At 38.9% G+C, this 23,458-nt stretch carries 24 protein-coding genes; 19 read left to right on the forward strand and 5 right to left on the reverse strand.

The genetic code is table 11. The features are described 5' to 3' along the window. Positions 1-22 precede the first annotated feature (22 nt). The 15 genes from L1999_RS10725 to ssuE all read left to right on the forward strand — a co-directional run bounded on the left by L1999_RS10725 (position 23) and on the right by ssuE (position 14,312). On the forward strand, positions 23-955 hold the full coding sequence (locus L1999_RS10725; RefSeq protein ID WP_430540010.1) for an ABC transporter permease: 933 nt from the start codon (positions 23-25) through the stop codon (positions 953-955). A gap of 120 nt (positions 956-1,075) precedes the next feature. Continuing rightward, entirely contained in the window at positions 1,076-1,966 is an 891-nt protein-coding gene (locus L1999_RS10730) for an ABC transporter permease (RefSeq protein ID WP_235743530.1), read from the forward strand. Between the two features lie 14 nt (positions 1,967-1,980). Further along, entirely contained in the window at positions 1,981-3,999 is a 2,019-nt protein-coding gene (locus tag L1999_RS10735) for an ABC transporter ATP-binding protein (RefSeq protein WP_235743531.1), read from the forward strand. Positions 4,000-4,038: 39 nt separating this feature from the next. Further along, a complete protein-coding gene (locus L1999_RS10740) occupies positions 4,039-5,097 on the forward strand; it encodes an LLM class flavin-dependent oxidoreductase (RefSeq protein ID WP_235743532.1) in 1,059 nt (352 codons plus the stop codon). Between the two features lie 49 nt (positions 5,098-5,146). Further along, positions 5,147-6,481, forward strand: coding sequence for an LLM class flavin-dependent oxidoreductase (locus tag L1999_RS10745; RefSeq protein ID WP_235743533.1), 1,335 nt, complete (start codon positions 5,147-5,149; stop codon positions 6,479-6,481). Between the two features lie 246 nt (positions 6,482-6,727). After that, positions 6,728-8,065: an LLM class flavin-dependent oxidoreductase gene (locus L1999_RS10750; protein ID WP_235743534.1), complete on the forward strand. Its 1,338-nt coding sequence runs from the start codon at positions 6,728-6,730 to the stop codon at positions 8,063-8,065. Positions 8,066-8,272: 207 nt separating this feature from the next. Continuing rightward, a complete protein-coding gene (locus L1999_RS10755) occupies positions 8,273-8,551 on the forward strand; it encodes a glutaredoxin family protein (RefSeq protein ID WP_235743535.1) in 279 nt (92 codons plus the stop codon). 120 nt (positions 8,552-8,671) lie between these two features. Continuing rightward, a complete protein-coding gene (locus L1999_RS10760) occupies positions 8,672-9,508 on the forward strand; it encodes an amino acid ABC transporter substrate-binding protein (protein ID WP_235744314.1) in 837 nt (278 codons plus the stop codon). A 35-nt stretch (positions 9,509-9,543) separates the two neighbouring features. Further along, positions 9,544-10,251 carry an amino acid ABC transporter permease gene (locus tag L1999_RS10765; protein WP_235743536.1) on the forward strand — a complete coding sequence of 236 codons (708 nt, stop codon included), beginning with the start codon at positions 9,544-9,546 and terminating at the stop codon, positions 10,249-10,251. 15 nt (positions 10,252-10,266) lie between these two features. Then, positions 10,267-10,977 (forward strand): amino acid ABC transporter permease, encoded by a 711-nt coding sequence (locus L1999_RS10770; RefSeq protein ID WP_235743537.1) that lies wholly within the window; start codon positions 10,267-10,269, stop codon positions 10,975-10,977. Further along, the gene (locus tag L1999_RS10775; protein WP_235743538.1) at positions 10,974-11,744 is read left to right on the forward strand and encodes an amino acid ABC transporter ATP-binding protein; all 771 of its coding nucleotides are present in this window, start codon (positions 10,974-10,976) and stop codon (positions 11,742-11,744) included. The genes L1999_RS10770 and L1999_RS10775 overlap by 4 nt, the downstream gene beginning before the upstream one ends. A gap of 33 nt (positions 11,745-11,777) precedes the next feature. Then, the gene (locus L1999_RS10780; RefSeq protein ID WP_235743539.1) at positions 11,778-12,290 is read left to right on the forward strand and encodes a GNAT family N-acetyltransferase; all 513 of its coding nucleotides are present in this window, start codon (positions 11,778-11,780) and stop codon (positions 12,288-12,290) included. A 15-nt stretch (positions 12,291-12,305) separates the two neighbouring features. Then, on the forward strand, positions 12,306-13,439 hold the full coding sequence (locus L1999_RS10785; protein WP_235743540.1) for an amidohydrolase: 1,134 nt from the start codon (positions 12,306-12,308) through the stop codon (positions 13,437-13,439). Positions 13,440-13,525: 86 nt separating this feature from the next. Then, on the forward strand, positions 13,526-13,735 hold the full coding sequence (locus L1999_RS10790) for a Fur-regulated basic protein FbpA (RefSeq protein ID WP_235743541.1): 210 nt from the start codon (positions 13,526-13,528) through the stop codon (positions 13,733-13,735). A gap of 43 nt (positions 13,736-13,778) precedes the next feature. Then, positions 13,779-14,312 carry an NADPH-dependent FMN reductase gene (ssuE, locus tag L1999_RS10795; protein ID WP_235743542.1) on the forward strand — a complete coding sequence of 178 codons (534 nt, stop codon included), beginning with the start codon at positions 13,779-13,781 and terminating at the stop codon, positions 14,310-14,312. A 62-nt stretch (positions 14,313-14,374) separates the two neighbouring features. Here ssuE and L1999_RS10800 read toward each other — a convergent pair whose 3' ends face one another. The 4 genes from L1999_RS10800 to L1999_RS10815 all read right to left on the reverse strand — a co-directional run bounded on the left by L1999_RS10800 (position 14,375) and on the right by L1999_RS10815 (position 18,277). After that, positions 14,375-14,869 (reverse strand): cysteine dioxygenase, encoded by a 495-nt coding sequence (locus tag L1999_RS10800; RefSeq protein WP_235744315.1) that lies wholly within the window; start codon positions 14,867-14,869, stop codon positions 14,375-14,377. A 227-nt stretch (positions 14,870-15,096) separates the two neighbouring features. Next, the gene (locus tag L1999_RS10805; RefSeq protein ID WP_215041232.1) at positions 15,097-15,525 is read right to left on the reverse strand and encodes an EamA family transporter; all 429 of its coding nucleotides are present in this window, start codon (positions 15,523-15,525) and stop codon (positions 15,097-15,099) included. 42 nt (positions 15,526-15,567) lie between these two features. Further along, positions 15,568-16,743, reverse strand: coding sequence for an ROK family protein (locus L1999_RS10810; RefSeq protein ID WP_430540011.1), 1,176 nt, complete (start codon positions 16,741-16,743; stop codon positions 15,568-15,570). A 136-nt stretch (positions 16,744-16,879) separates the two neighbouring features. Further along, positions 16,880-18,277, reverse strand: a complete 1,398-nt coding sequence (locus tag L1999_RS10815; RefSeq protein ID WP_235743544.1) for a branched-chain amino acid transporter BcaP — start codon at positions 18,275-18,277, stop codon at positions 16,880-16,882. 731 nt (positions 18,278-19,008) lie between these two features. On the opposite strand from L1999_RS10815, the gene L1999_RS10820 reads away from it, so the two are divergent. Further along, on the forward strand, positions 19,009-19,806 hold the full coding sequence (locus L1999_RS10820; protein ID WP_235743545.1) for a DUF2935 domain-containing protein: 798 nt from the start codon (positions 19,009-19,011) through the stop codon (positions 19,804-19,806). A gap of 83 nt (positions 19,807-19,889) precedes the next feature. Here the strand turns inward: L1999_RS10820 and L1999_RS10825 are convergent, their stop codons facing one another. Next, a complete protein-coding gene (locus L1999_RS10825; protein ID WP_235743546.1) occupies positions 19,890-21,893 on the reverse strand; it encodes an alpha-galactosidase in 2,004 nt (667 codons plus the stop codon). 171 nt (positions 21,894-22,064) lie between these two features. On the opposite strand from L1999_RS10825, the gene L1999_RS10830 reads away from it, so the two are divergent. The 3 genes from L1999_RS10830 (at position 22,065) to modB (ending at position 23,445) form a co-directional block, all read left to right on the forward strand. Then, the gene (locus L1999_RS10830; RefSeq protein ID WP_235743547.1) at positions 22,065-22,313 is read left to right on the forward strand and encodes a hypothetical protein; all 249 of its coding nucleotides are present in this window, start codon (positions 22,065-22,067) and stop codon (positions 22,311-22,313) included. A gap of 210 nt (positions 22,314-22,523) precedes the next feature. After that, positions 22,524-22,781: an extracellular solute-binding protein gene (locus L1999_RS10835; RefSeq protein ID WP_235743548.1), complete on the forward strand. Its 258-nt coding sequence runs from the start codon at positions 22,524-22,526 to the stop codon at positions 22,779-22,781. Between the two features lie 7 nt (positions 22,782-22,788). Beyond that, positions 22,789-23,445, forward strand: coding sequence for a molybdate ABC transporter permease subunit (gene modB / locus L1999_RS10840; RefSeq protein ID WP_235743549.1), 657 nt, complete (start codon positions 22,789-22,791; stop codon positions 23,443-23,445). Positions 23,446-23,458: the final 13 nt, after the last annotated feature.

Raw genomic sequence — 23,458 nt, forward strand, 5'->3', positions numbered from 1 at the left:
CAAGAATTGGAGCTGATACATTGTGGGTTTAGTGAACAAGATCTTTTTAAAAATAGTGACTGCATTTGTATCTATAATAGGCTCCTTAATCCTTGTCTTTTGCATCATCTATTTGCTTCCGGGGGATCCAGTGCTATCGATGCTTGATCCCTCTGCTGCAACACCTGAAATGATTGCAAATTTACGCAAGGAGCTGGGGCTCGATCAACCCTTTTACATTCAATTCTTGAACTATTTTATAGGAGTTCTTCATGGGAACTTTGGCCAATCAATCGTTAATAGCGACCAGGTACTTCCCAAAATTTTAGAACATTTTCCTGCCACAATCGCCTTAACGTTCACAAGCGCAATCATATCTGTTGTGATAGGTGTTACGTTTGGCGTCCTTTCAGCGATTTATCGGAATAAATGGATGGATATTGTCGTACGGTTAATCGGTTTATTTGGGATTTCTATGCCGACATTTTGGTCGGGAATTTTACTTATTCTTATTTTTTCTAACTTTTTAAACTGGTTTCCTGCCATGGGGTCGGATGGCTGGAAAACGCTTGTACTCCCATCCCTTTCCCTCGGCTTTGTAGGTGCGGGGTTAATTATTCGGATGGTCCGTAATAGCATGTTGGAGGTAATAAATGAGCAATTCATTGTTACTCTAAGGGCAAAAGGTCTTTCAGAGCGGGCAGTCATGTATCGTCACGCCTTAAGGAACGCACTGATACCTGCTATTACGATTATTGGTCTGAATATCGGGGAGCTTATGGCAGGTACAGTTGTCATTGAAACTGTATTTTCCAGACAGGGAATAGGCCGGATTGTAGCTGATGCGATTATGGCGAAAGACATCCCTGTCATTCAAGGTGTTGTGTTCTTTAGCGCCATTGTTTATGTAATCGTCAATCTTTTAGTTGATTTATCCTACTCACTGATTGATCCTCGGGTACGCCGAGCTAATTAAAGGGTAACCGTTATGGTGAGCAGGTCACTGAGTTCTGAAGAGAGAGGAAAAAAGCTGGGACGAGAACAATGAGAGACAATGCCAAGCGTAAGAAAAATTAAAAACAGGAGGGACTATATAATGAAGGAAGTGGTTAACACCAAAACGGTGCTCCAAGTACCAAAATGGAAGTTTACAAGATTAAAAACTAACTTCTCCGTTTCAAGCCTGTTTATTTATGCAGCAGGAATGATTGTCCTATTCATCATCGCCTCTGCATTATTTCCAAAGTGGATTGCGCCTTTTTCTCCAACCTACATGGATACATCACTTATTTTAAGTGCACCAAGTTCAGCACATTGGTTCGGAACCGATTATTTTGGCAGAGATGTGTATAGCCTAGTAATCTATGGAAGCCGGGACTCCCTTATCATTGGTCTGGCATCCGTTCTCATAGGTGGACTGATTGGCGGGACGATCGGGGCAATATCCGGTTATTTTGGCGGATTAATCGATGTTGTTTTTATGCGGTTTATTGAAATTTTGATGACCATCCCAGGTGTTCTGTTGGCATTAGCTATTGCTGCTGCACTTGGACCTGGCTTATTTAATATTGTATTAGCTGTTGCAGCCGCTTCTATACCAGGATACGCACGAGTAATGAGAGGGCAGATGCTTTCGATTAAGAAACGCCAATATGTAGACGCATCTCGCTCAATTGGAACACCTGAATGGAGAATTTTTCTTTGGCATTTATTACCGAATTCCTGGTCCCCGTTGTTAGTCATGGCGACCATTGGTCTCGGGTCCTCTATTTTAATTGGATCAGGACTGAGCTTTCTTGGCTTAGGTGTCATCAAAGAAATTCCTGATTGGGGCGCACTCCTTTCCCAGGGACGCGGATATTTGACTGTTGGCTGGTGGATTTCTACCTTCCCTGGCTTAGCCATTACCCTTTTTGTTCTCTCTGTAAATATTATTGGCGATAAACTTCGAGATACTTTTGATCCAAAAACAAGCCGTACGAGGTAAAGGAGGAACTTTAGATGGAAAAGCTGCTCGATATTCAACATTTAAAAGTTGATTTTACAATGAAAGGCCGTGATCTTACAGCCATAAAAGATGTATCGCTGCATATTAAAGTCGGGGAGACGGTTTGCATTGTTGGGGAATCTGGAAGTGGCAAGAGTGTTACCTCGAAAGCCATCATGCGGCTCATTGATTATGAAAATGGCAAGATTTCAAATGGCAGCATTGTACTAGATGGAATGGACCTCACCCAATTACCGCAAAAAAAGCTCCGTTCGATTCGAGGTAAGAAGGTGGCTATGATTTTTCAGGAACCGATGGCTGCTTTTGATCCCGTGTTTACGATTGGAAGTCAAATCATCGAAACCATTCTTGAAAATAAACAATCTACTAAATGGCAAGCCAAGGAGCGTGCGCTTTATTTGTTAAATAGAGTTGGCATATCCGATGCGGAAATACGATTAAAACAATATCCAAACGAGTTATCTGGAGGAATGCTGCAACGGGCAATGGTAGCGATGGCGCTTGCTTGCGGTCCTGATCTTCTCATAGCGGATGAACCAACGACAGCACTTGATGTCACCATTCAAGCTCAAATACTACAACTGCTTCAAGAGTTGAAAGAAGAGTTTGGTATGTCGATTCTTTTAATTACTCATGATATGGGCGTTGCGGCTGAAATGGCGGATCGGATCATTGTCATGTATGCTGGTCGGATTGTCGAGCATGCAACGGCAGAACAATTGTTTGAACTGCCCCATCATCCTTATACACGTGGATTACTTCAGTCGATTACGACAATGGAGAGCGATCGAAGTAAAAAACTTTATGCTATTAAGGGATCTATTCCAGGATTGGCTGACGCGCTATCGGGCTGTCAGTTTCATCCGCGCTGTCCCTTTGCAACCGATCTTTGTTCAAAGGAGTCGCCACCGTTAATGGAAGTGAATAATCGAGATACGGCTTGCTGGTATGCAAGGGAGATTTTACAGTCCGAAAATGGGAAACAGCCTATTGAAGAAGAAAAAGCAGTCGTACTCTCTGAAAAAGAAGATATCCAAAAACAATCTGGTGAACCTTTGTTTAAGGTTCAGGAATTAAGTAAATATTATCCGATTAGCAAGAACGTATTTTCTCGAAACCAATCCTGGATTGGAGCGGTTGACAATGTATCTTTCACCATTGAAAAAGGGGAGACATTTGGTCTAGTTGGAGAATCAGGCAGTGGAAAATCGACTTTAGGCCGCGTCCTTTTGCAGCTTGAAAAACAATCCAGTGGAAAAGTCTTTTTCGAAGGGCAGGATTTGTCACTATTAGGGGCAAAAGAATTGCGTGAAAAACGGAAGGACATGCAAGTGATTTATCAAGACCCATATGGTTCTGTCAATCCACGCTGGAAGGTTGGAGATATCATAGGAGAGCCTCTTCAGGTTCATGAATCACTTAATGTTAAAGAAAAGAATGAGAGAGTTCAAGAATTATTAGAGATTGTTGGTCTTAATAAAGGCGGATTTGATCGCTATCCTCATGAATTTTCAGGAGGACAGCGTCAGCGGATTGCGATCGCTAGAGCTATTGCACTAAACCCTCAGTTTGTCTTAGCGGATGAAGCGGTCTCGGCTTTAGATGTATCAGTTCAGGCGCAAATTGTGAATTTATTGCAGGATTTACAGAGGGAGAGGAACTTAACTTATTTATTTATCGCACATGGGTTAAATATTGTCCGGCATATCTCAAATCGGATTGGTGTTATGTATTTAGGTCAATTAGTGGAAATGGCAGATAGTGAAGAATTGTTTTTGCATCCCGCCCACCACTATACAAAAGGTTTAATTGATTCGATTCCAGTCGCAATTCCTGCTTACGCTAGAGAACGGCTCTCTATTCAGGGAGAAATACCATCTCCCGCGAATCCTCCAAGTGGCTGCAGATTTCATAATCGCTGCCCGGCAGCTACTGCGCGTTGTCGAGAAGAACAGCCGCAATTCAGGGAAGTTACAAAAGGGCATTGGGCTGCTTGCCACCATCCTTTGTAATTCAGCTAAGATGAAGGATAAAAAAGGGAGAAGATATAAATGAAATTTGTATTATTTGATTTAATGAGTAATCATCCAAATGGTGTAACAGGAGAGACTTTAACTTCTCAAGAAAGGATTCAGCTTGTCATTGACCAGGCTGTTTTTGCTGAAACTCTTGGATTTGATGGCTATGGTGTCGGTGAAAGGCATGGACCTCCATTTTTATCCTCCTCACCAGCCGTAATGTTAACCGCAATTGCAGCCAGAACCTCAAAGATACGCTTACTGCCAACCGTATCAGTTTTAAGTGTTCTTGATCCAGTGCGAGTAGCAGAGGATTATGCCACACTTGATCATCTGTCCGGAGGAAGATTAGAGATGATGATTGGAAAAGGAAATGATCCGCGCCATTTCCCGTTATTTGGAATTACTGAGGAAGAGCAATGGATTTCACTTGCTGAGCGCTATGATCTGCTGAAACGCTTATGGTCTGAAGAAAATGTCTCATGGGAAGGGACCTACCGTTCTCCATTAAATAATATTACAACAGAACCAAGACCGTATCAAAAACAGATTCCTATTTGGCATGGCAGTGCATCCAGTCCACTTTCTACAGAATTAGCAGCAAAAAATGGTGAACCGATCTTTTCATCTAATGCTTTCCATCCAATGGCCAAATATAAAGAATTAATTGACCATTATCGGGAACGACTAGAGTTCTATGGTTATGATTCAACTAAAGCCATTGTCGGTGCTGGTGCTGGCAGTTTGTATTTGGCCAATACAACGGAAGAAGCCATTACCCGTTTTCAGCCCTACTATGATAGTCAAATGACAACAGAAGCAGCAAAACATAATCAGTCTCCATTCAAGGATCTTAGGGATCACATCCAAAACGGCTCAGCTCTAATAGGAAGTCCAGAGTTTGTCATCGAAAAAATCCTTAAATACCATCAAGCGTTTGGACACCAGGTACAAAGTATAAGTGTAGGAGGCATAAGTAAGGAAGAACAATATGAGCAGCTGGAGAGGTTTGCGGCGGAAGTGATCCCAGTGCTTGAACGCGAGGTTCCTAGTACAGTTTGGGAAGTGGAGCAGGCAGTGGTGGAATCTTAGCCATTATTTTTATCTCACCTAGTCGTGTTCTGATCGAGAGGAGTTATCAATGAGCAATCAAGTGCGTACCATGCATTTAAATTTATTTTTATATAATATGGGACATCATGAGGTCTCCTGGCGATATCCAGAATCGTTGTCTCATCGATTGATGGACTTCACTTATTACAAACAATTGGCTCAAAAAGCAGAACAGGCAAAAATGGATTCTATCTTTTTAGCCGATCGTATTTCTACTTCACCAAAGGCTGTTGAACATGGCTCGCTCATTTCTTTTGAACCAACAACATTATTATCAGCAATCGCATCTGTTACCAACCGAATTGGATTAATTGGAACAGTTTCAACCAGTTTTAATGAGCCCTATAATGTAGCGCGGAGATTTTCGTCCCTTGATTTTTTGAGCAATGGGCGAGCAGGATGGAATATTATTACTTCTGGGACCGATCATGAGGCTCAAAATTTTAATTTTGCTGGAATTCCTGATCATTCTGAACGCTATAGAAAAGCAAAAGAGTTTATAGAAGTCAGCATGAAGCTTTGGGATAGTTGGGAGGATGATGCTATTTTACTAGATAAAGTGAATGGTATTTTTGCAGATAAACAAAAGGTTCATGAAATTCATCATAACGGAGAATTTTTTAATGTTCGCGGACCGTTAAACCTTCCAAGGTCTCCACAAAAAAGACCCGTTCTCTTTCAAGCAGGAACGTCAGAGGACGGAAAGGACTTTTCCGCCCTCTATGCTGATGCCATTTTTACCGCTCAGCAAACCTTTGAAGATGCACGGGAATTTTATAAAGATGTAAAAGAAAGGATTTCTGGAAATGGCAGGAACCCTGAGCAAGTGAAAATATTGCCGGGAATTAGTTTTGTGATTGGGAATACAGAAGAAGAGGCCGATGAACGAGCAGAAGAGTTGTCCGAATTCATGAATTTCGATCATAGTATGATTCAGCTTTCGAATAGACTCGGCGTGGATCTATCATCCATTTCGTTGGATGAACCGCTCCCCAATCTTTCTGATTTGAAAGAAACACAAGGGCACCAAAGTCGTACAAACTTAATCATTCAATTGACCCAAAGTGAGAATCTTACCCTTAAACAATTATTGATTCGCTTAGGGGGTGGGAGAGGCCATTATACAATTAGCGGGACACCAAAGCGTATTGCCGATGAGCTTGAGTTTTGGTTTCTTAACGGTGCAGCAGATGGATTTAATATCATGCCGCAAATAATGAATCGAGATTTCAACCAGTTTGTCGATTTAGTTATCCCAGAATTACAGCGCAGGCAGTTATTTAGAATGGATTACTCAGGTTCTACTTTGAGAGATCATTATCAGCTGCCCTTTCCAGTAAATCAATTTGTAACTATTAGTTGAGCTAAAAAGAACTTCCATAATAATCGTCTTTTTGAAGTTTTTTTATTTTTTAAATCCAACTAATTTGATGAGTTTAATTATATTAAATTAAATCAATTATATTTTTGATAGATTTTATCAATGTAAACTATAAGTTTTTCTATCAGAGAAAGTATAGAAACGCAACTCTTTCCGTGGTAGGATAATCGTAATAAAAGTATTCCTATCAAATAACTAAGAATTAAATGTAAAAAAGGAGGAGCTTCAATGTCAAATCCAAAAAAATTGAAATTTGGGGCAATTATTCATGGAGTTGGCGGAAACATTGCAGGATGGAGGCACCCAGCTATTCAAGCAGATGCAAGTGTAAGTTTTGATTTTTACTCCAATCAGGCTCAAAAGGCTGAAGAAGGAAAATTTGACTTAGTCTTTATTGCAGATGGCTTGCACATTAATGAGAAATCCATTCCACACTTTTTAAATCGGTTTGAACCACTAACGATTTTATCAGCTCTTGCTGCTGTCACCTCAAGAATTGGTCTCGTAGGGACACTATCCACTTCCTATAGCGAACCGTTCAATGTGGCAAGGCAGTTTTCGTCACTTGATCATATCAGTCATGGCCGGGCCGGCTGGAATGTTGTTACTTCACCGCTGGAAAAAACGGCATTAAATTTTAGTAAAACGATTGAAGAACATCCCGACCATGGAAAAAGGTACCGTATTGCAGCTGAATATTTGCAGGTCGCGAAAGGGCTTTGGGATTCTTGGGAAGACGATGCCTTTGTTCGGGATAAAGAAACAGGCGTGTTTTTTGATCCAGATAAATTGCATCCATTAAATCACAGAGGAGAGTTTTTCTCCGTACAAGGACCACTTAATATCGGCAGATCGAAGCAAGGCAGACCGGTCGTATTTCAAGCAGGTTCTTCAGAGGCAGGAAAAGACCTTGCAGCTAAAGAAGCTGATGCGATCTTTACAGGACATCCAACATTAGAAGCCGCTACAGCATTTTATCGGGATGTTAAAGCGAGAGCAAAAGATCACGGACGTAATCCAGATGAGCTCGTCATCCTTCCAGGGATTGCACCCATTATTGCTGCCACAGAAGAAGAGGCAGAAAGAAAATATCAAGAAATCGCAAATCTGGTATCCATTGATAAAGCGCTCGATTATCTGGGCAGATATTTCGAGCATCATGATTTCTCACAATATCCGCTGGATGAACCATTTCCAGAACTAGGGGACTTAGGAAAGAATAGCTTCCAAAGTCATACAAATCGTATTAAACAGCAAGCTAAGGAACAGAATTTAACCCTTCGCCAGGTAGCATTAAGAGAGACAACACCACGACCTGCTTTTCTTGGAACCCCGGATAAAGTAGCGGATCTCATCCAGGAATGGTTTGAAGCGGGTGGAGCAGATGGGTTTATTATTGGCTCAGCTGTTCCCAACGGATTGAATGATTTTGTAGACTTTGTCGTGCCGATTCTGCAAAAACGAGGACTATTTAGAACGGAATACGAGGCTGAAACCTTACGAGGTAATCTTGGAATTCCTTTTCCAGAAAACCAAAATGCCAAGAACAAGGTGATCACCCATTGAAAAAACAAAATAAACATATATCTGTATGCCTGCTAGTCAACTAGAGGCTCCCTATTTAAGATTAAATCTTTAACAGGGAGCCTATTTTATTAAAAATAGCTTAAGGCTGTTGATTTTTAGCCTGTTGATTGGAGCGAAGCCGCCTGGAGCGGAAATCAACATTCAAGATTAACACAGCCAAACTAAAAAAGCATTGGAGGAATAAGGATGGGAAAAGAGTTATCAGTTTTGGTTTGGGCAAAGCAAGGGTGTCATTATTGTGGAGAAGTTAAACAATACTTAGAAGATAAAAGAATAAGTTACGAAACCATTGATGTCACACATCATGATGAGCGTAGAGATATTCTGGAAATTAAGTATGGTGTTCGTCATGTGCCTGTCGTTGAAATTGGTCAAGGTGAAGTGTATGAAGGGGTAACGAAAGTGGGAATCGAACATCTTGAAGAAGTACTTGAAAAATTTCAAAAGCAAAATAGTCTAACGTAATTCCGACTAAATTCATATGTTTACTAGTTCAAAAGGGTATTAGGATGCACTACATAGTACAGCAGCTAGTAACTTTGTATAAATAGTTGGAGAAAAATGTGAATAAAGGGTGGGCTCATGATGAAATTTAAAAAAACATTTCTATTAACTTTAACGCTAGTAACCTCAATAGTGGCTGGGGCATGCTCGTCACAAGAAACAAGCAAAACTTCCAAAGCAAGCTCAAATACAGCTAACGGAGGAACTAAAGTACAAAAAATAATCGTGGGAACAGGTACACAGTTTCCGAATGTATGCTTTATCGATAAAAATGGAAAGTTAACCGGTTATGATGTGGAACTAGTTAGAAAAATAGATGAAAAACTGCCAGAGTACAAATTTGAGTTTAAAACAATGGAGTTTTCCAACCTGTTAATCAGCTTAGAAACAAATAAGATCGATTTTATTGCCCACCAGATGGAAGTCAATGAAGAACGGCAAAAGAAGTTTCTTTTTAATAGTGAACCATATAATATTTTTCCTCTTCATGTAACAGTGAAACAAGATAACAATGAGATTAATTCCATTAAAGATTTAAAAGGGAAAAAGGTTATCGTAAGTCCGACCAGTAACTCAGCTGTCTTTATTGAAAAGTATAACAAGGAACATAACGCAGGTATTCAAATTGTTTATGCAGGTAATGGACCAGATTCTACGATTAATCAAATAAAAACAGGAAGAGCAGATGCCACCATTACCACACCATTTTCAGTGGATTTCCTTAATAAGCAAGTGGATGCTCAAGAAAAAGTAGTTGGTGAACCACTTTTAAATTCAAAAGTTTATTTTCTTCTAAGAAAAGATGAAACACCACTACAAAAGAGAATTGACGAAGCACTCGTTGAGTTGAAAAAAGAAGGGGTCGTTGGCGAACTAAGTAAAAAATGGTTAGGAGCTGACTATACTGTCAACTTTTAAATCGTAGATTGTTAGTGTTTGGAGGTTGGTTACCAATGGGCAAAGCGTTTGATCCTTTATTAATAATTGAGTTTTTACCCACACTATTGCATTATCTCGGGGTAACTCTAGAGATTTTAGCAGCATCTATTTTTCTAGGACTAATCCTCGGTGTAGCAGCCGCTATACCGAGGTTGTTTAAAATTCCTATCTTAAATCAACTAGTCATTTTATATGTTTCGTTTATTCGCGGGACACCGATTTTAATCCAATTATTCCTGGTTTTTTATGGTTTACCCGCAGTTCTAATGATTTTCAAGATTGATATCTCAAAGCTAGATGCCATTTATTTTGTGATTATTACGTACGCAATTAGTAATGGAGCCGGATTTTCTGAAATTTTTCGCGGAGCCATTCGCGCTGTAGATAAAGGGCAGACGGAAGCCGCCTACTCAGTAGGAATGACCAGCACTCAAAACTTCTTTCGAATCGTTATACCACAGGCCTTACGGATTGCGTTTCCAAATCTGGCAAACTCAGTGATTGGATCTTTAAAGGACACTTCCCTTGCTTTTACTATTGGGGTGATGGATATGGTGGGCCGAGGAGATACGCTGATTTCAGCCACCGCTCATGCTTTGGAAGTGTACATATCCTTGTCTATTATCTATTATGCAGTGGTTTTATTGTTTGAAAAGATATTTAGCAAACTAGAAAAATATTTCAATCGTTATCAGAAAGCTGATTTATCAGCTGCCGCGTAGTAAGGAGGGGTATACATGACAATCGATCTTCCTTTTATATGGACTGCTTTTAAAGAAATTATTAAATCTCTTCCCATTACACTAATCTTAACAATTGTTCCCTTATTAGTAGGTTTTTTAATCGGAATGGTGGTTGCACTCGTCAGGATTTATCAAACGAAGTTTCTATACCAGGCAGCAAATGGCTATGTGTCATTCTTTAGAGGAACTCCCATTATTATGCATATCATGGTCATTTATTATGGAATTCCCTTATTAATAGACCAAGTATCGTTAAAGTTTTCATTCAATATCCAATCTAGCAAACTCCCGATTATTTTGTTTGTTTTAACTGCTCTGTCATTAGCAGCAGGTGCCTATTTATCAGAAATTATCCGCTCAGGGATTATTAGTGTTTCGACTGGTCAATTGGAAGCTGCCTACTCGGTGGGGATGTCGAAACTTCAAGCCATGTTTCGAATTGTCCTGCCACAGGCGCTGGCACAGTCTATCCCAAATTTCACTAATATTTTTGTAGGATTTTTGCACACTTCGTCGATAGCCTTTCTTGTATCAGAAAAAGAGTTGACAGGTGCTGCTAATATTGTGGCTTCCACTAACTTGAAATTTTTAGAGGCCTATATCGCGGCAGGAATTATCTATTGGGGACTGACGATTATGGTTGAGGGAATTTCGTTATTACTTGAAAAAAGGATGACATCATATAGTCGAGGAGGCGTGTCATGATTATTTTAAAAGAAATAAAAAAATCATTTAACAACTTACCCGTGTTAAAAGGGATTAATCTCAAAATAAATCGTGGTGAGGTGGTGACGATTCTTGGCCCAAGTGGTTCAGGGAAAACAACGTTACTTCGCTGCTTAAATTTCTTAGAAAGACCCGAAGCCGGTATTGTGCAAATTGGCAATACTCAGGTCAATTCAATTAAGGCAACGAAAAAGGAAATGTTGTCGATCAGGAAACAATCTGCTATGGTCTTTCAACATTATAATTTATTTGCTCATAAAACAGTGGTAGAAAATGTAATGGAAGGACTAATTGTTGCAAAAAAAGTAAAGAAAAAGGATGCCCGAATTCTAAGTGAACAAGTATTGGAAAAAGTGGGTCTCAGTGATAAATTACATTTTTATCCGTCGCAATTATCAGGTGGCCAGCAGCAGAGAGTAGGGATTGCTAGAGCATTAGCACTAAATCCAGAAGTCATTTTATTTGATGAACCGACATCTGCCTTAGATCCTGAATTAGTTGGAGAAGTACTTTCCGTTATTAAAGAAATAGCTCAAGAAGGCATCACGATGGTAGTAGTTACACATGAAATGAGTTTTGCAAGAGAAGTGTCTGACCGTGTTTTGTTTATGGATGGGGGAGTAATAGTAGAGGAAGGAACTCCGTTAGAGATATTCCATGCACCAAAGGAAGAACGTACACGTCGTTTTTTACAACGAATTTCAGGTGAATCCTTGTTTACACCGTTAAAAGAGCAAATTAATTAAAAGACAAATTTATATTGTGAAAGGGTGATAACGATGGCAATTAATCAAATTATGATAGATGAATTAAAAGAAGAAGAAAAAGAGACCGTTCGACAATTATTAGTGGAGAGTTATCAACAGTATGAGCATGAGTATCAATCAGCGCAAGTTTGGGAGGAGTATTTAACAAATATCAAGGCATCTGTTGATAATCCAGACGTAGAAAAAATCTTAATTGCCAAAAATGAGGATCAAATTCTTGGGACCTTACAGCTATTTCTTTCATCAGAAAAGGCCTATCAAAGACCAGAATTACAGATTTTCTCACCCGTGATCCGATTATTGGCTGTTCATCCGGAAGCACAGGGACAGGGCATAGCACAAGCATTAATAAATGCTAGTCTTCAGTTTGCAAAGTCGCAAGGAGCAAACCAGTTGTATTTGCACACAGGTGATAAAATGCAAAAGGCGATCCGCTTGTATGAATGGTTTGGCTTCAAGCGTGATCATAGCAAAGAATTTTATAATCATGATATTTTGGTAAAATGCTATCGATATGATTTATAAGAAAGGACCCTTACTATGATTCAACAGGAATTAGAGACATTCTTACGCTCGATTCGTCGTCATTTACATCAGTATCCAGAGTTATCAAACCAAGAATTTGAAACCACTAAATCGATTGAACAATGGCTTCGGGACGCTGATATTTCGATACGAGAAACGGATTTGAAGACAGGTGTTTTTGCCGACATAAAAGGAGGAAAACCTGGTCCCATTGTAGCGATTCGGGCAGATATTGATGCACTGCCAATTGAAGAACAAACGGGACTGCCTTATGCTTCTAAAAATAAAGGTGTTATGCATGCCTGTGGTCATGATTTTCATACAGCCGCCCTTATTGGGGCTGCTTATCTATTAAAAGAGAGTCAGTCAACTCTAGTTGGCACTGTCCGTTTGCTTTTTCAACCAGCTGAGGAGTTAGGTGGAGGGGCCAGCCATGTGATAAAGGATGGACAATTGGAAGATGTCGAAGCGATCATTGGACTGCATAATAAACCAGATTTACCTGTTGGTACGATAGGAATAAAAGAAGGACCGCTAATGGCGGCAGTCGACCGTTTTCACATCGTACTTTATGGTAAAGGGAGTCATGCGGCACTACCGCAAAATGGGAATGATCCCATTGTAGCTGCCGGACAGCTGATCACAGCCCTCCAGACGATTGTCAGCAGAAATGTGTCCCCGCTGCAAAGTGCTGTTATTAGTGTGACAAAAATAATAGGAGGGAGCACGTGGAATGTGATACCGGGTGATGTCAGCTTGGAAGGGACGGTTCGAACCTTTGATCCAATTGTACGAGAAGAAGTGAAAAAAAGGTTTTACACGATTGTACATTCAATTGCTGCGGCTTTTTCGCAAGAAGTGGAGCTTAACTGGTTTCCAGGTCCACCGCCACTTATTAATCATAAGTCGGTGACAGAGATCGTAGAAAGAGCTGCCAGACAACATTCCTTGGAGATCATCCATCCAGAACCATCTACAGCGGGGGAAGATTTTTCTTATTATCTTCAGCAAATTCCAGGGTTTTTCGCCTTTTTTGGAACCAATGGGAATGAGGATTGGCACCATCCTGCATTTACAGTTGATGAATCAGCGCTTTTAAAAGCAGCTTATTTCTTATATGGAAGTGTGCGAGAATTACTAGAGCGCTGATTTTGCTAGGTTATATTTATAAAAGTCTATGATCCAAACGAAAAACGTTTCATTTATACCTAATTTCATAAATTGGAGTGATTCGGGTGGGGAATATTCTTCGGGACGCTGTTGAAAATAAGCGCAAAAAGTTAATCGATAAACTAATTGCCTTTAATGTATATAAGAAAGAAGATAAACACCTATTTGAATTATCACTAACGGAACTAGAAAATGAGTATAAAGCATTCAAAGAGATTCAACATCCACATTGTAATTTAGGTTCCCTAAAAATAATCAATAAAAAATCGAAATAGAAAATCATCCATATATATATAATAGAAGAAAGGACGATTAACGATGAGCAAAGTAACAATAATTTCTGGAAGTCCTACAGAGGTAACAAGATTAAATGGAGTTCAACACGAGGTATTCAATCATTTTAATGGGAATGGGATTGTACCTGAAATTATAAATGTCCGCCATCTTCCATCAGAGGCTTTAATTCAAGCGAAGTTTGATTCGAAAGAAATTATCGAGGCAAATAAAAAAGTGGAGGATGCGAACATTATCGTCATATTAACTCCGGTCTATAAAGCTTCATTCTCTGGTGTTTTGAAAACTTACCTAGATCTTCTCCCGCAAAGTGGTCTAGAGGGGAAAACCATTTTACCCATTGCTGTCGGTGGCACGTTTGGGCACTTATTAATGATTGATTATTCCTTAAAACCGGTTCTGACAGCTTTAGGAGCAACTCATATTTTAAAAGGAGCCTTTCTATTAGATAGTCAAATCAAAAAATTAGAAAATAATCGTTACGAATTAGACTCTGAGGCCAAAAGTCGCTTAAGTTCTTTATTAACTAGTATTAAACCATCCTTATTAACTGTATGAAGTTATTAATTTAGACCCAAAAGAGGCAAGTGAGAATTTGCCTCTTTTAGAGTTGACCACTTTTATACAAGATCAGGTAAGATATCGCTTGCTGCTTGTTCTTGATAACTAGACATATTAAGAAGTGGAGGGGAGTAGACATGAAGTGAAATCATTCGTTCATCTTGAAGATTACTCATTTTATGGATCAAACCCTGAGGTGCGAAAAGACAATCTCCTTTTTGAACAAAATAGGCAGCAGCTCGTTCAGTTTGATTCTCGTTGTTACGGTAAGTGGAATTAAGCAGTTTTCCTTCGATAACCATTGCGCAACCAATCGATTTACCATGATCATGGATGGCAGTTTCTATATGCGGAGGGAGATTTATTATGATTACTTCTAATTGTTCATTTAAAAAAATCACATTCCTCCCATATGAAAACTGGTCTGGATCAGTAATAAAAGGCTGGACTAATTCATAAAGATTTGGAATCCTTTTTAAGGAAGTTCCTAACTCCTTAAGTGTAGGACTTGTTAACTTACCTAATTGTTGATGAATACAAGCGAGCAGCTCCATGTATAAATCCTCCTCAAATTCTTCTGAATGTTGATTCAAATAGTCAAGATTAACTGACCTTTCTGACATGATATTTACCTAACATGTCTAAAGAGACGGCAAAAGCCCAAATAAAACCAGACATAAAAAAATAAAACCACAAAGTGAGTGTTCACTAGTGGTTTTCTGTAGACAAGCTTTTTTATTCAAGATCTTTTCAACTTTGTGTTTAATATTTATATTTAACTTTATTGAAGTGCAGTTAAAATAACCCCAATGGCAATTAATGCTACCCCGACTCCGTTAACGAGGCTAAGTTTCTCTCCAAAAAAGATAATCGCTAAAACGGTCGCAATCACGACACTTAGTTTATCAATTGGACCCACCTGTGATACTTTTCCAGTTTTTAAGGCTAAAAAGTAAAACAACCAAGAAGTGGCACCGGCTAAACCACTAAGAACAATAAACAGCAAGGCTTTTCTTTGTCCGATAATCTCCGGGATTTTGCCCAAATTCCCCTGTACACTAACAACCCCAATTAAAAAGAGCGCCATTATGACAGAACGAATGGCGGTGGCCGTATTCGCATCAATATTTTGTAAGCCGATTTTCCCAAAAATAGAAACTAACGCTGCTGAAACTGCAGATAGAATCGCAAATATCAACCATGACATAATGACACCATCTTCCCAGTTTTAATTAAATTTTTATGCGAACTATTAGGCAGTAAACAATTCTAAAAAATTACCAATTGCAATGGAGCTTGCCCCTAAGGCAGGGGCATTTTTACCTAAGGATGAGGTTACTAGTTCATAACTATTTTCAAGTTGTTGGTAGGTTCTTGATGCCACCGAATTTTTGATTGAGTTTAATACCATTGGCAAGGCCTCAACAATATTGTTTCGGATGATAACGGCTTGGGGATTAAAGGTATTTAATATGCTTGTTAATCCAATCCCTAAGTAAAAACCAAATTTTTGAAGTGCCGTTAGAATGTCTGGGTTATTTTGGTTAGCGAGAGAAATGATCTCCCGATTAGATAGTTTCCCTTGTTGATTTTTCGCTAATGATTTTAATAAAGCTTTCTCGGAAGCATATAGCTCCCAGCAGCCCCGATTTCCACAACTGCATTTGAGCCCATTCAGGTCAATCGTTAAATGGCCCATTTCTCCAGCAAAACCTCGGACTCCATGATAAAGCTCGTTATTAATGATAATACCGACTCCAATACCTGTATGAACGCTTACGTAAACTAGGTTTTCGTAGTTTTTCGCAGCTCCATACTCTTTTTCACCGTAAGCTCCGGCATTGGCCTCATTCTCTAAAAAGACAGGTACGTTAAATTCCTGTTCGATTAGAGGTTTTAAGTCTAAATCATAATTCCATTCCAAGTTAGGAGTGAAGATGACTTTTTGCTCAGTATTGACAAGTCCAGGGATACATAACCCAATCCCTATTAGCCCGTAGGGAGATTCAGGCATTTTTGCTTTTAAGTTATTAATTTTTAAGAATAAGACATCCTTCAAATCTTCAGAGGACTGGTCAACTAATGGCTGATAATCTTCCAGAACAATATTTCCTTTTAAATCCGTTAATATACAATTAAGATAATCGACACCAATATCAATCCCAATAGAATAACCTGCATTTTTATTGAATACCAGCATCACAGGTTTTCTTCCTCCGCTTGATTGCCCTTGTCCAATTTCGAAAATAAGATTTTTTTCAATTAAGGTAGTTACCTGGGAAGAAACAGTCGATTTATTTAACCCAATGGTTTCAGATAATTTTGCTCTTGAAATAGGGGAGTTGGACACGATTTCATTTAATATAAGCTTTTGATTTATTTTTTTGACTAGCATTTGATCAGCAGTTATCACTTCTAAACACCTCATTTAGTATAGCGGCTCAATTAAGTTAGAATTACTTTATATAAGCATTATATCTTATAATACAATGGAAAACGCAAGGTTCTTACATAAAAAGACCTTCTGTAAGAAAATATTTACAGAAGGCCTTTTTATGTTCCTGTTACACTGTTCGATCATTTAACTTGGAATGCTTTCTTCCATAACTGAAATAAATGACTAAACCGATGACGAGCCAAACTAAAAAGCTAATCCAGGTTATCCCTGGGAGCTGAAGAACTAGGTATCCACATGATAAAAAAGCAATTAATGGGATCCACGGAACGAGTGGTACTCGGAAGCCTCGTTTAGGTGCTCCTTGTGTCTTGCGCAGATATAAAATTCCAATGGAAACAGACATAAATGCAAATAAAGTGCCAATATTCGTTAATTCTGCCAGCTTTCCAAGTGGAATTAAACCGGAAAAAATAGAAACAAGCAGGCAGATGATCCATGAATTCACCACTGGAATTTGTTTTTTCTGATCAACTTTGGAAAATATTTTAGGAAGCAAGCCATCACGGCTGATGGCATAAAATAACCGAGTTTGTCCAAAAACCATCACGGTTAAAACAGTCGTAATCCCAGCGATAGCCCCAAGGGAAATAAGTCCTGCAGCCCAATCTTGGTGAATATAGTTTAATGCAAATGAAACGGGATTTTTTACATCGAGCAATTGATATGGAACAATCCCGGTTAATACAGCGGAAACAGCTACGTATAAAATGGTACAAACGATTAGTGAGGCGATGATCCCAATGGGCATGTTCCGCTGCGGGTTTTTTACTTCCTCAGCGGCGGTTGAAACAGCATCGAATCCGATATAGGCATAGAACGCTGTAGCAGCACCAGATGCGACTCCCGAAAAGCCAAATGGCATGAAAGGTGTCCAATTGTCTGGTTTAACATACCATGCTCCAACAGCTAGAAAAATGACAACCACTGCTAATTTAATGATGACCATGGTGGCATTAAAACGTGCCGAATGTTTAACGCCTCTTGTTAATAAGAAGGTTATCACAAACGTAATCAAAATGGCCGGCACATCCACATAGGTACCATTTGCCGGATTAAATGCACTAGAGATCTCTTTTGGAATGTGAAGCCCAAATCCTGCAATCAACCCTTGGAAATAACCGGACCAGCCACTGGCCACCGAGGCACTGGCAAATCCGTATTCGAGAATTAAATCCCATCCTAAAATCCATGCTATGAATTCTCCGAATGTTGCGTAACTGTATGTGTAAGCACTCCCAGATACGGGAACGGTTGATGCGAATTCAGCATAACATAGTGCAGCGAATATACAGACTAGCCCTGATAAAATAAACGATAGAATTAAGGCTGGGCCAGCATGTTCGGCTGCTGCTACTCCTGTGAGAACAAAAATCCCAGTTCCGACAATCGCTCCTATTCCAAGCATGGATAAATCAAAGGCGCCAAGCTCCTTTTTTAAGGACCCTTCTTTTTTTTCAGCTTGGTTTATTAAATCCTCTATGGACTTTTTCCTGAAAATCTCCATAAAAACTTCCCTTCTTTTCATACCCTTGTTAAAATATTGTGAAAATATAAACAATGAAAGTAGTGCAAAATTTGTCGAAAGAAAATCAACGAGTCTTATAATATAATTTATTTTTAAAAAAATCAATATTCTTTAAAAAGAAATTGTAAAAATTCTTTCTTTTAATAGTTCACAGTATTGACATATTTATTCAAAATTTTTAATTCATATTTCGACAAGAGTAGTGAAAGTTCTACGAATAATCTCCTAAACTTCCTTTTCGAATAGGTAATCTAACGTAGATTTTGTAATTTCCAGGTATAAATAGTCGACTTTTTGAAATTTCTTTTACAAAATATGTTTGCTACAATAGATACACAGCCACTTATATCTATGCTTTAGGTTATAAAATGACATGAAAATACATGATCCCTGAGAGGAGAGGTATATTATGGTATTCAAAGCAAGATTATGGAGAATCTTAACAAAGAACCAGAAATTAAGACTACTAAAACAAAAAGCTACTTATAAATCATTTGTTTAGGGCCCTTATGAAGGGCTCTTATTTTTGTTTAAACAGAATAAACACTAAAATAACTGGGGAATTTTGTTGTGCCGTTATATTAAGTAGTTTCTTAATTGTTCTGCACTAAAAAAGGACTGGCCGTTCCTTCCTATTTTCTTAATAAAATGTTAATAAGGAGAATAAAATCTTACATTAGTGGGGGTAGCGATATGGAGGAGGAATAAATATGAATGAGGTCTTTGAAAGGACAGCTCGATTTGAACACCGTTTTTGGCTGCAAATTTTAGGTGATCATTCTCGGTTTATTTATGAGGCCCTGGCACCAGTTCAAGAAGAGGAAATTAAAAAAGCTTCCACTTTTATTCAAGTCTTTGATGCACTTCTAGATCGTGCAAGAACTGCGGAGTTGATGTCATTAACTACTGATGCCGAGTTAGCGGTTTTAAATCTGCGGGAATTTAAATTAGAATTAATCAGCCAGCATCTAGTTGGTAAAATTAAAATTCACCTTACCCCGACCTTTCTAAATCATATGGTTAATGAATTAGAGGAGTATGTAAGAATATTAAATCACCTGAAGGCTGGTCAATTACCACCTGTCTACCACGAGCTGCACCACCATCTATTATGGTTATTGGATGCGGCAGGGCATTCTGAGGCAATTTCCTCCAATTTAGATGGTGTTGAAAAGAAATTAAAAGAAAAAAGTCATTTATTCATGAAGGATTTTGAAGGTTTTTATCTTAAAGCGGTTGAACTAGCTGGATATTTAAGGACGGGATTGACTACGTTTCCTGCCTTATCAAAGATGAATGTAGACAGCCAGTTAGAAATAAAGTTATTTCAAAATTTTTTAGCTGAACTAGAAGAACTTGAATTAACTAAGCAGGCATTAGGGACCTTCGCACCATTAATGGCGGATCATATGTTTCGTGAAGAATGTTATTATCTGATGAAATTAGCTGAATCGGCTAGTCTAGATCCGCCAAACTGTGATCCTGCCAAACCTAGACTACAGGATTAGAAGGGTCTTTAAAAAAGTTACATCCAAAAAGAGGGTCTACCAAACGGATACGTTACTTTGGTAGACCCTCATTTAAAATTTTATTATGCGATTTTATTAAACGGACCTTCAACCGAGTTCGCTTTGAAATTGTCTTTTGTAACCCTAATAAAGATAACACCAGATACGATCACCAAAAATCCGATTAGAAGAATGATCAACTGGATGGTTGCTTGGTGGTTATCTGTTTGAACCTCGATCGACTGTTCACTTTCACCTATGTCATTCTTTGCCGTTACAACATATGAATAGTTGCCATCATGTGCAGCCGATTTATCTTTATAGTTTGAATTGGTAAGATTTGTTGCAACCGGTTTGAAGCGGCTGAATCCTAGGATATTTACCTTTTTACGGTAGACCGTGTAGGAAGTTGCCCCAGCAGTTGGATTCCAGGTAAGTGTAACAGTTTCATTGTTGTTTTTGTCTGCCATTACCCAATCTGGCGCAGTTGGAGCTTTAGTCGTTTTGGTATGAAAGGAATAAATTCCTTTCCGTTTTTCGCTTTTACTCGTAACAGATGACACTTTCCAGTAGTATCGTGTATCATTTGCAAGCTTTTTAATCGTTAAAGAAGCAGAAGGAACGGTTTGATTAAAAATAATATTTTTCATGCCAGCATCTTGCGCTACCTGGACATGATAGCTGTCTACTCCGGATTCTGCACCCCAGCTTAACGTTACGTTTGAAGGACTAACTTCGGTTTGACCACTTTTTGGAGAGACTGTAAGTGTAGAAGCAGGGACCACATGAATCATTTGAGAAGCATGGCTAGAAAGAGCAGCCGTGAACCCAAATTTCATATTACCTAGATCTTCATGGCTCCATAAGTCATGCACCATTGCTGAATCAGTGAACCCTAAATCTTTCCAATTGACGAAAACTTTTTGTGGCGATAAAACCGTATTAAAAAGACCGATGTTGTAAGAACCATCCGGCAATTCTTGATAAAAAACTTGAGAGGCAGGTGTTTTGGAGAGGCGTTTCCCAGCAACTCCACTTTGGTTGACTCCAATCACTTCGTCATTCGTAAGAAGGCTAATTCCATAGTTATCTAGTTTCGTTAGATCACTGCCAATCACAAAATGTGAGGCAGCAATGGCCCAAAGTGATACATAGGAACGTTTTTCATCTGCTGTTAGACCATCCTTATTGCCGTTTGCCACGTTGAGTGAGTCAAAGTCATTCCAGCCGCCTGGTCCAGCATGAGGCTGCCACTTTGCCGCATGATTAAATCTTCTAAAAACATGTTCCCAATCGGTAAGTGTTGGTTTTCCATAGCTTTCGACATCATGGTCCGTCCGCCAGCCATTAGATAATTGCTGCCAGGTAGAAACTTGATCGAAATCAAGGTTATTGGATAACTCAAGATGAATGGGTCTTCCTGTCTTGTTCAATGCTTTAGCCCATGCCTCGATATCCGGGATATCCTCGTTTCGGACACCATCAATTTTAAGGTAATCCACCCCATATGACGCAAATAGTTTAGCCCACGAATCGATAAACTCTTGTGCCCCTGGCTTCGAATAATCAATCGCATACATATTATCGAAATTAAAACTTACCTTCTGACCTTTGCTAAGATCGACAATATCTTTTGCATGGAAGGGTGTTCTTTCGATCGGTGTGTTCTGATCCAATGCCCCTTTTGGAATGCCGAGCGTGACGTACAACCCGAACTTCAATCCTTTTTTATGGATATAATCCCCAACCGCCTTCATACCATTAGGGAATTTCTTCGGGTCTACTACCCATCTGCCATATTTGTCCACGTTAGAAGTCCAATCAAGCTGATAATAATCATCAAGGTTTACATATTCATAACCGTGGGCCTTGAATTTTGCTGCAATAATATCTGCTGCTGCTTTCATGTTTTTTTCTGTTGGTTTTTTACGGATGGAGCTCCAGCTGCTCCAACCCATAAATGGCCGCTCAGCCAAATTATTGTACGAAGATGCTTTCGTTTCCTCTGGATCTATGATTGAAACTGTCAGAATTCCTGAAAGAATAAGGGAGAAGGAGACCATAGTTGAAAATAGTTTCTTAAGCATAAAAACCTCCTCTATATAGATAAAAAGTATATATATCTATACTAATATAGAAAGTTGTTTATTTTAATGAACAATATGTTCCAATCTATTGTTCAGCTAAAGATTCCTAAGCGAACAATGGACCTGTTTTTCACATAATCTAAGAATATCAATGAGTGAGGATGTAATAAGATGAGATATAGTAGGGAAATACCACCTCAACCAATAATTGGTCAAGCGTGGACGGGGAAACATGTTGTTTTGCTCCACTGTACAATCGATAATCAGTTTATTCATCTTTATAAAAGTTTTCATGCCCCAATTGAACCGCCGCGTCAAAATTGTGCAGAAACAATATCACAGCTGCTAAGTATTGGCTACCACATTATCGCTATCACACCACTTTCATCTGGTCAAATTCAATATTTGCTAGTCCTTTAATTAAATAAATTCTATAGGCACACGATAGTAACCTAAACGGAAAATCGTGTGTTTTTGTTTTTGTGAAATAATTAACTTGTTTTCCGTCATATAGCTGCAGTTAATCAAATGGTATAAAATAAGAACAATAGAGTATTATGCTATCCATTGTATTTATTACTAATTATAATGAGATATAGTTGATGATAAGTTGTTTAAAGGAAGAGAGGTATGGAAAAGCAAGTGCTTACCTATGTAGAAAACCAAAATGCTGACACAGGTGTTGCTTATAAAAGTGACGCCTTGAGTTCAAAAAAAGTTAAGATTGCAGCAACGGCAAATGAAAAGACTCATGCATCGATTGTTTATTCTGTTGGTGTGATGAAGAACAGTACCCATCCAACAGAGGCGCAATTATTCTATGATGACCTGCAAACGGAAAAGTCTTTGAAGACTTTTATAAACTATGGCTTTAAAGGATTAGATTAATCTTACGATGGCAACGGATTTTTGGTCACCAGTCAAACTTTCCATTGAAGTAGCCGCGGTCTCTGGCGTTTGGGTATTAATCTTAGGGTTATTTTTTGCAAAGCTGATGGCTAAGACAAAATTCAAAGGGAAAGCTGTAGTTGAGACGGTATTCCTTTTACCATTAGTCTTACCGCCTTCTGTTGTGGGATTCCTGTTAATTGTATTGTTTGGAAGAAATAGTGTTATTGGACAAGTGATTGAAGAAATCTTTAGGCAGCCTGTTATGTTCACTTGGTCGGCTGCTGTGATTGCTTCGACAGTTGTTGCGTTTCCCTTAATGTATCAATCTGCTAAAGCAGGATTCGAAGCTATAGATGAAGATATTGAGAATGCAGCCCGAGTGGATGGGGCGAATGAACTGCAATTATTTCTGGCGATTTCCATTCCTCTAGCATTAAAAGCAATTCTTTCAGGTGCCATTCTAAGTTTTGCAAGAGCCTTAGGCGAGTTTGGAGCAACTTTAATGTTTGCCGGTAACATCCCAGGGAAAACCCAAACTGTTTCAACCGCGATCTATGTGGCAATGGATGCAGGGGATATGAATTTAGCTTGGTTATGGGTAATGTGTCTGGTCGGGATTTCTTTTTTCATGTTAATAGGCATGCAGCTAATGAAATCCTAAAAATTGGCTTTAA

Source organism: Neobacillus drentensis (genome assembly GCF_021560175.1).
Taxonomy (GTDB): Bacteria; Bacillota; Bacilli; order Bacillales; family Cytobacillaceae; genus Neobacillus; species Neobacillus drentensis_A.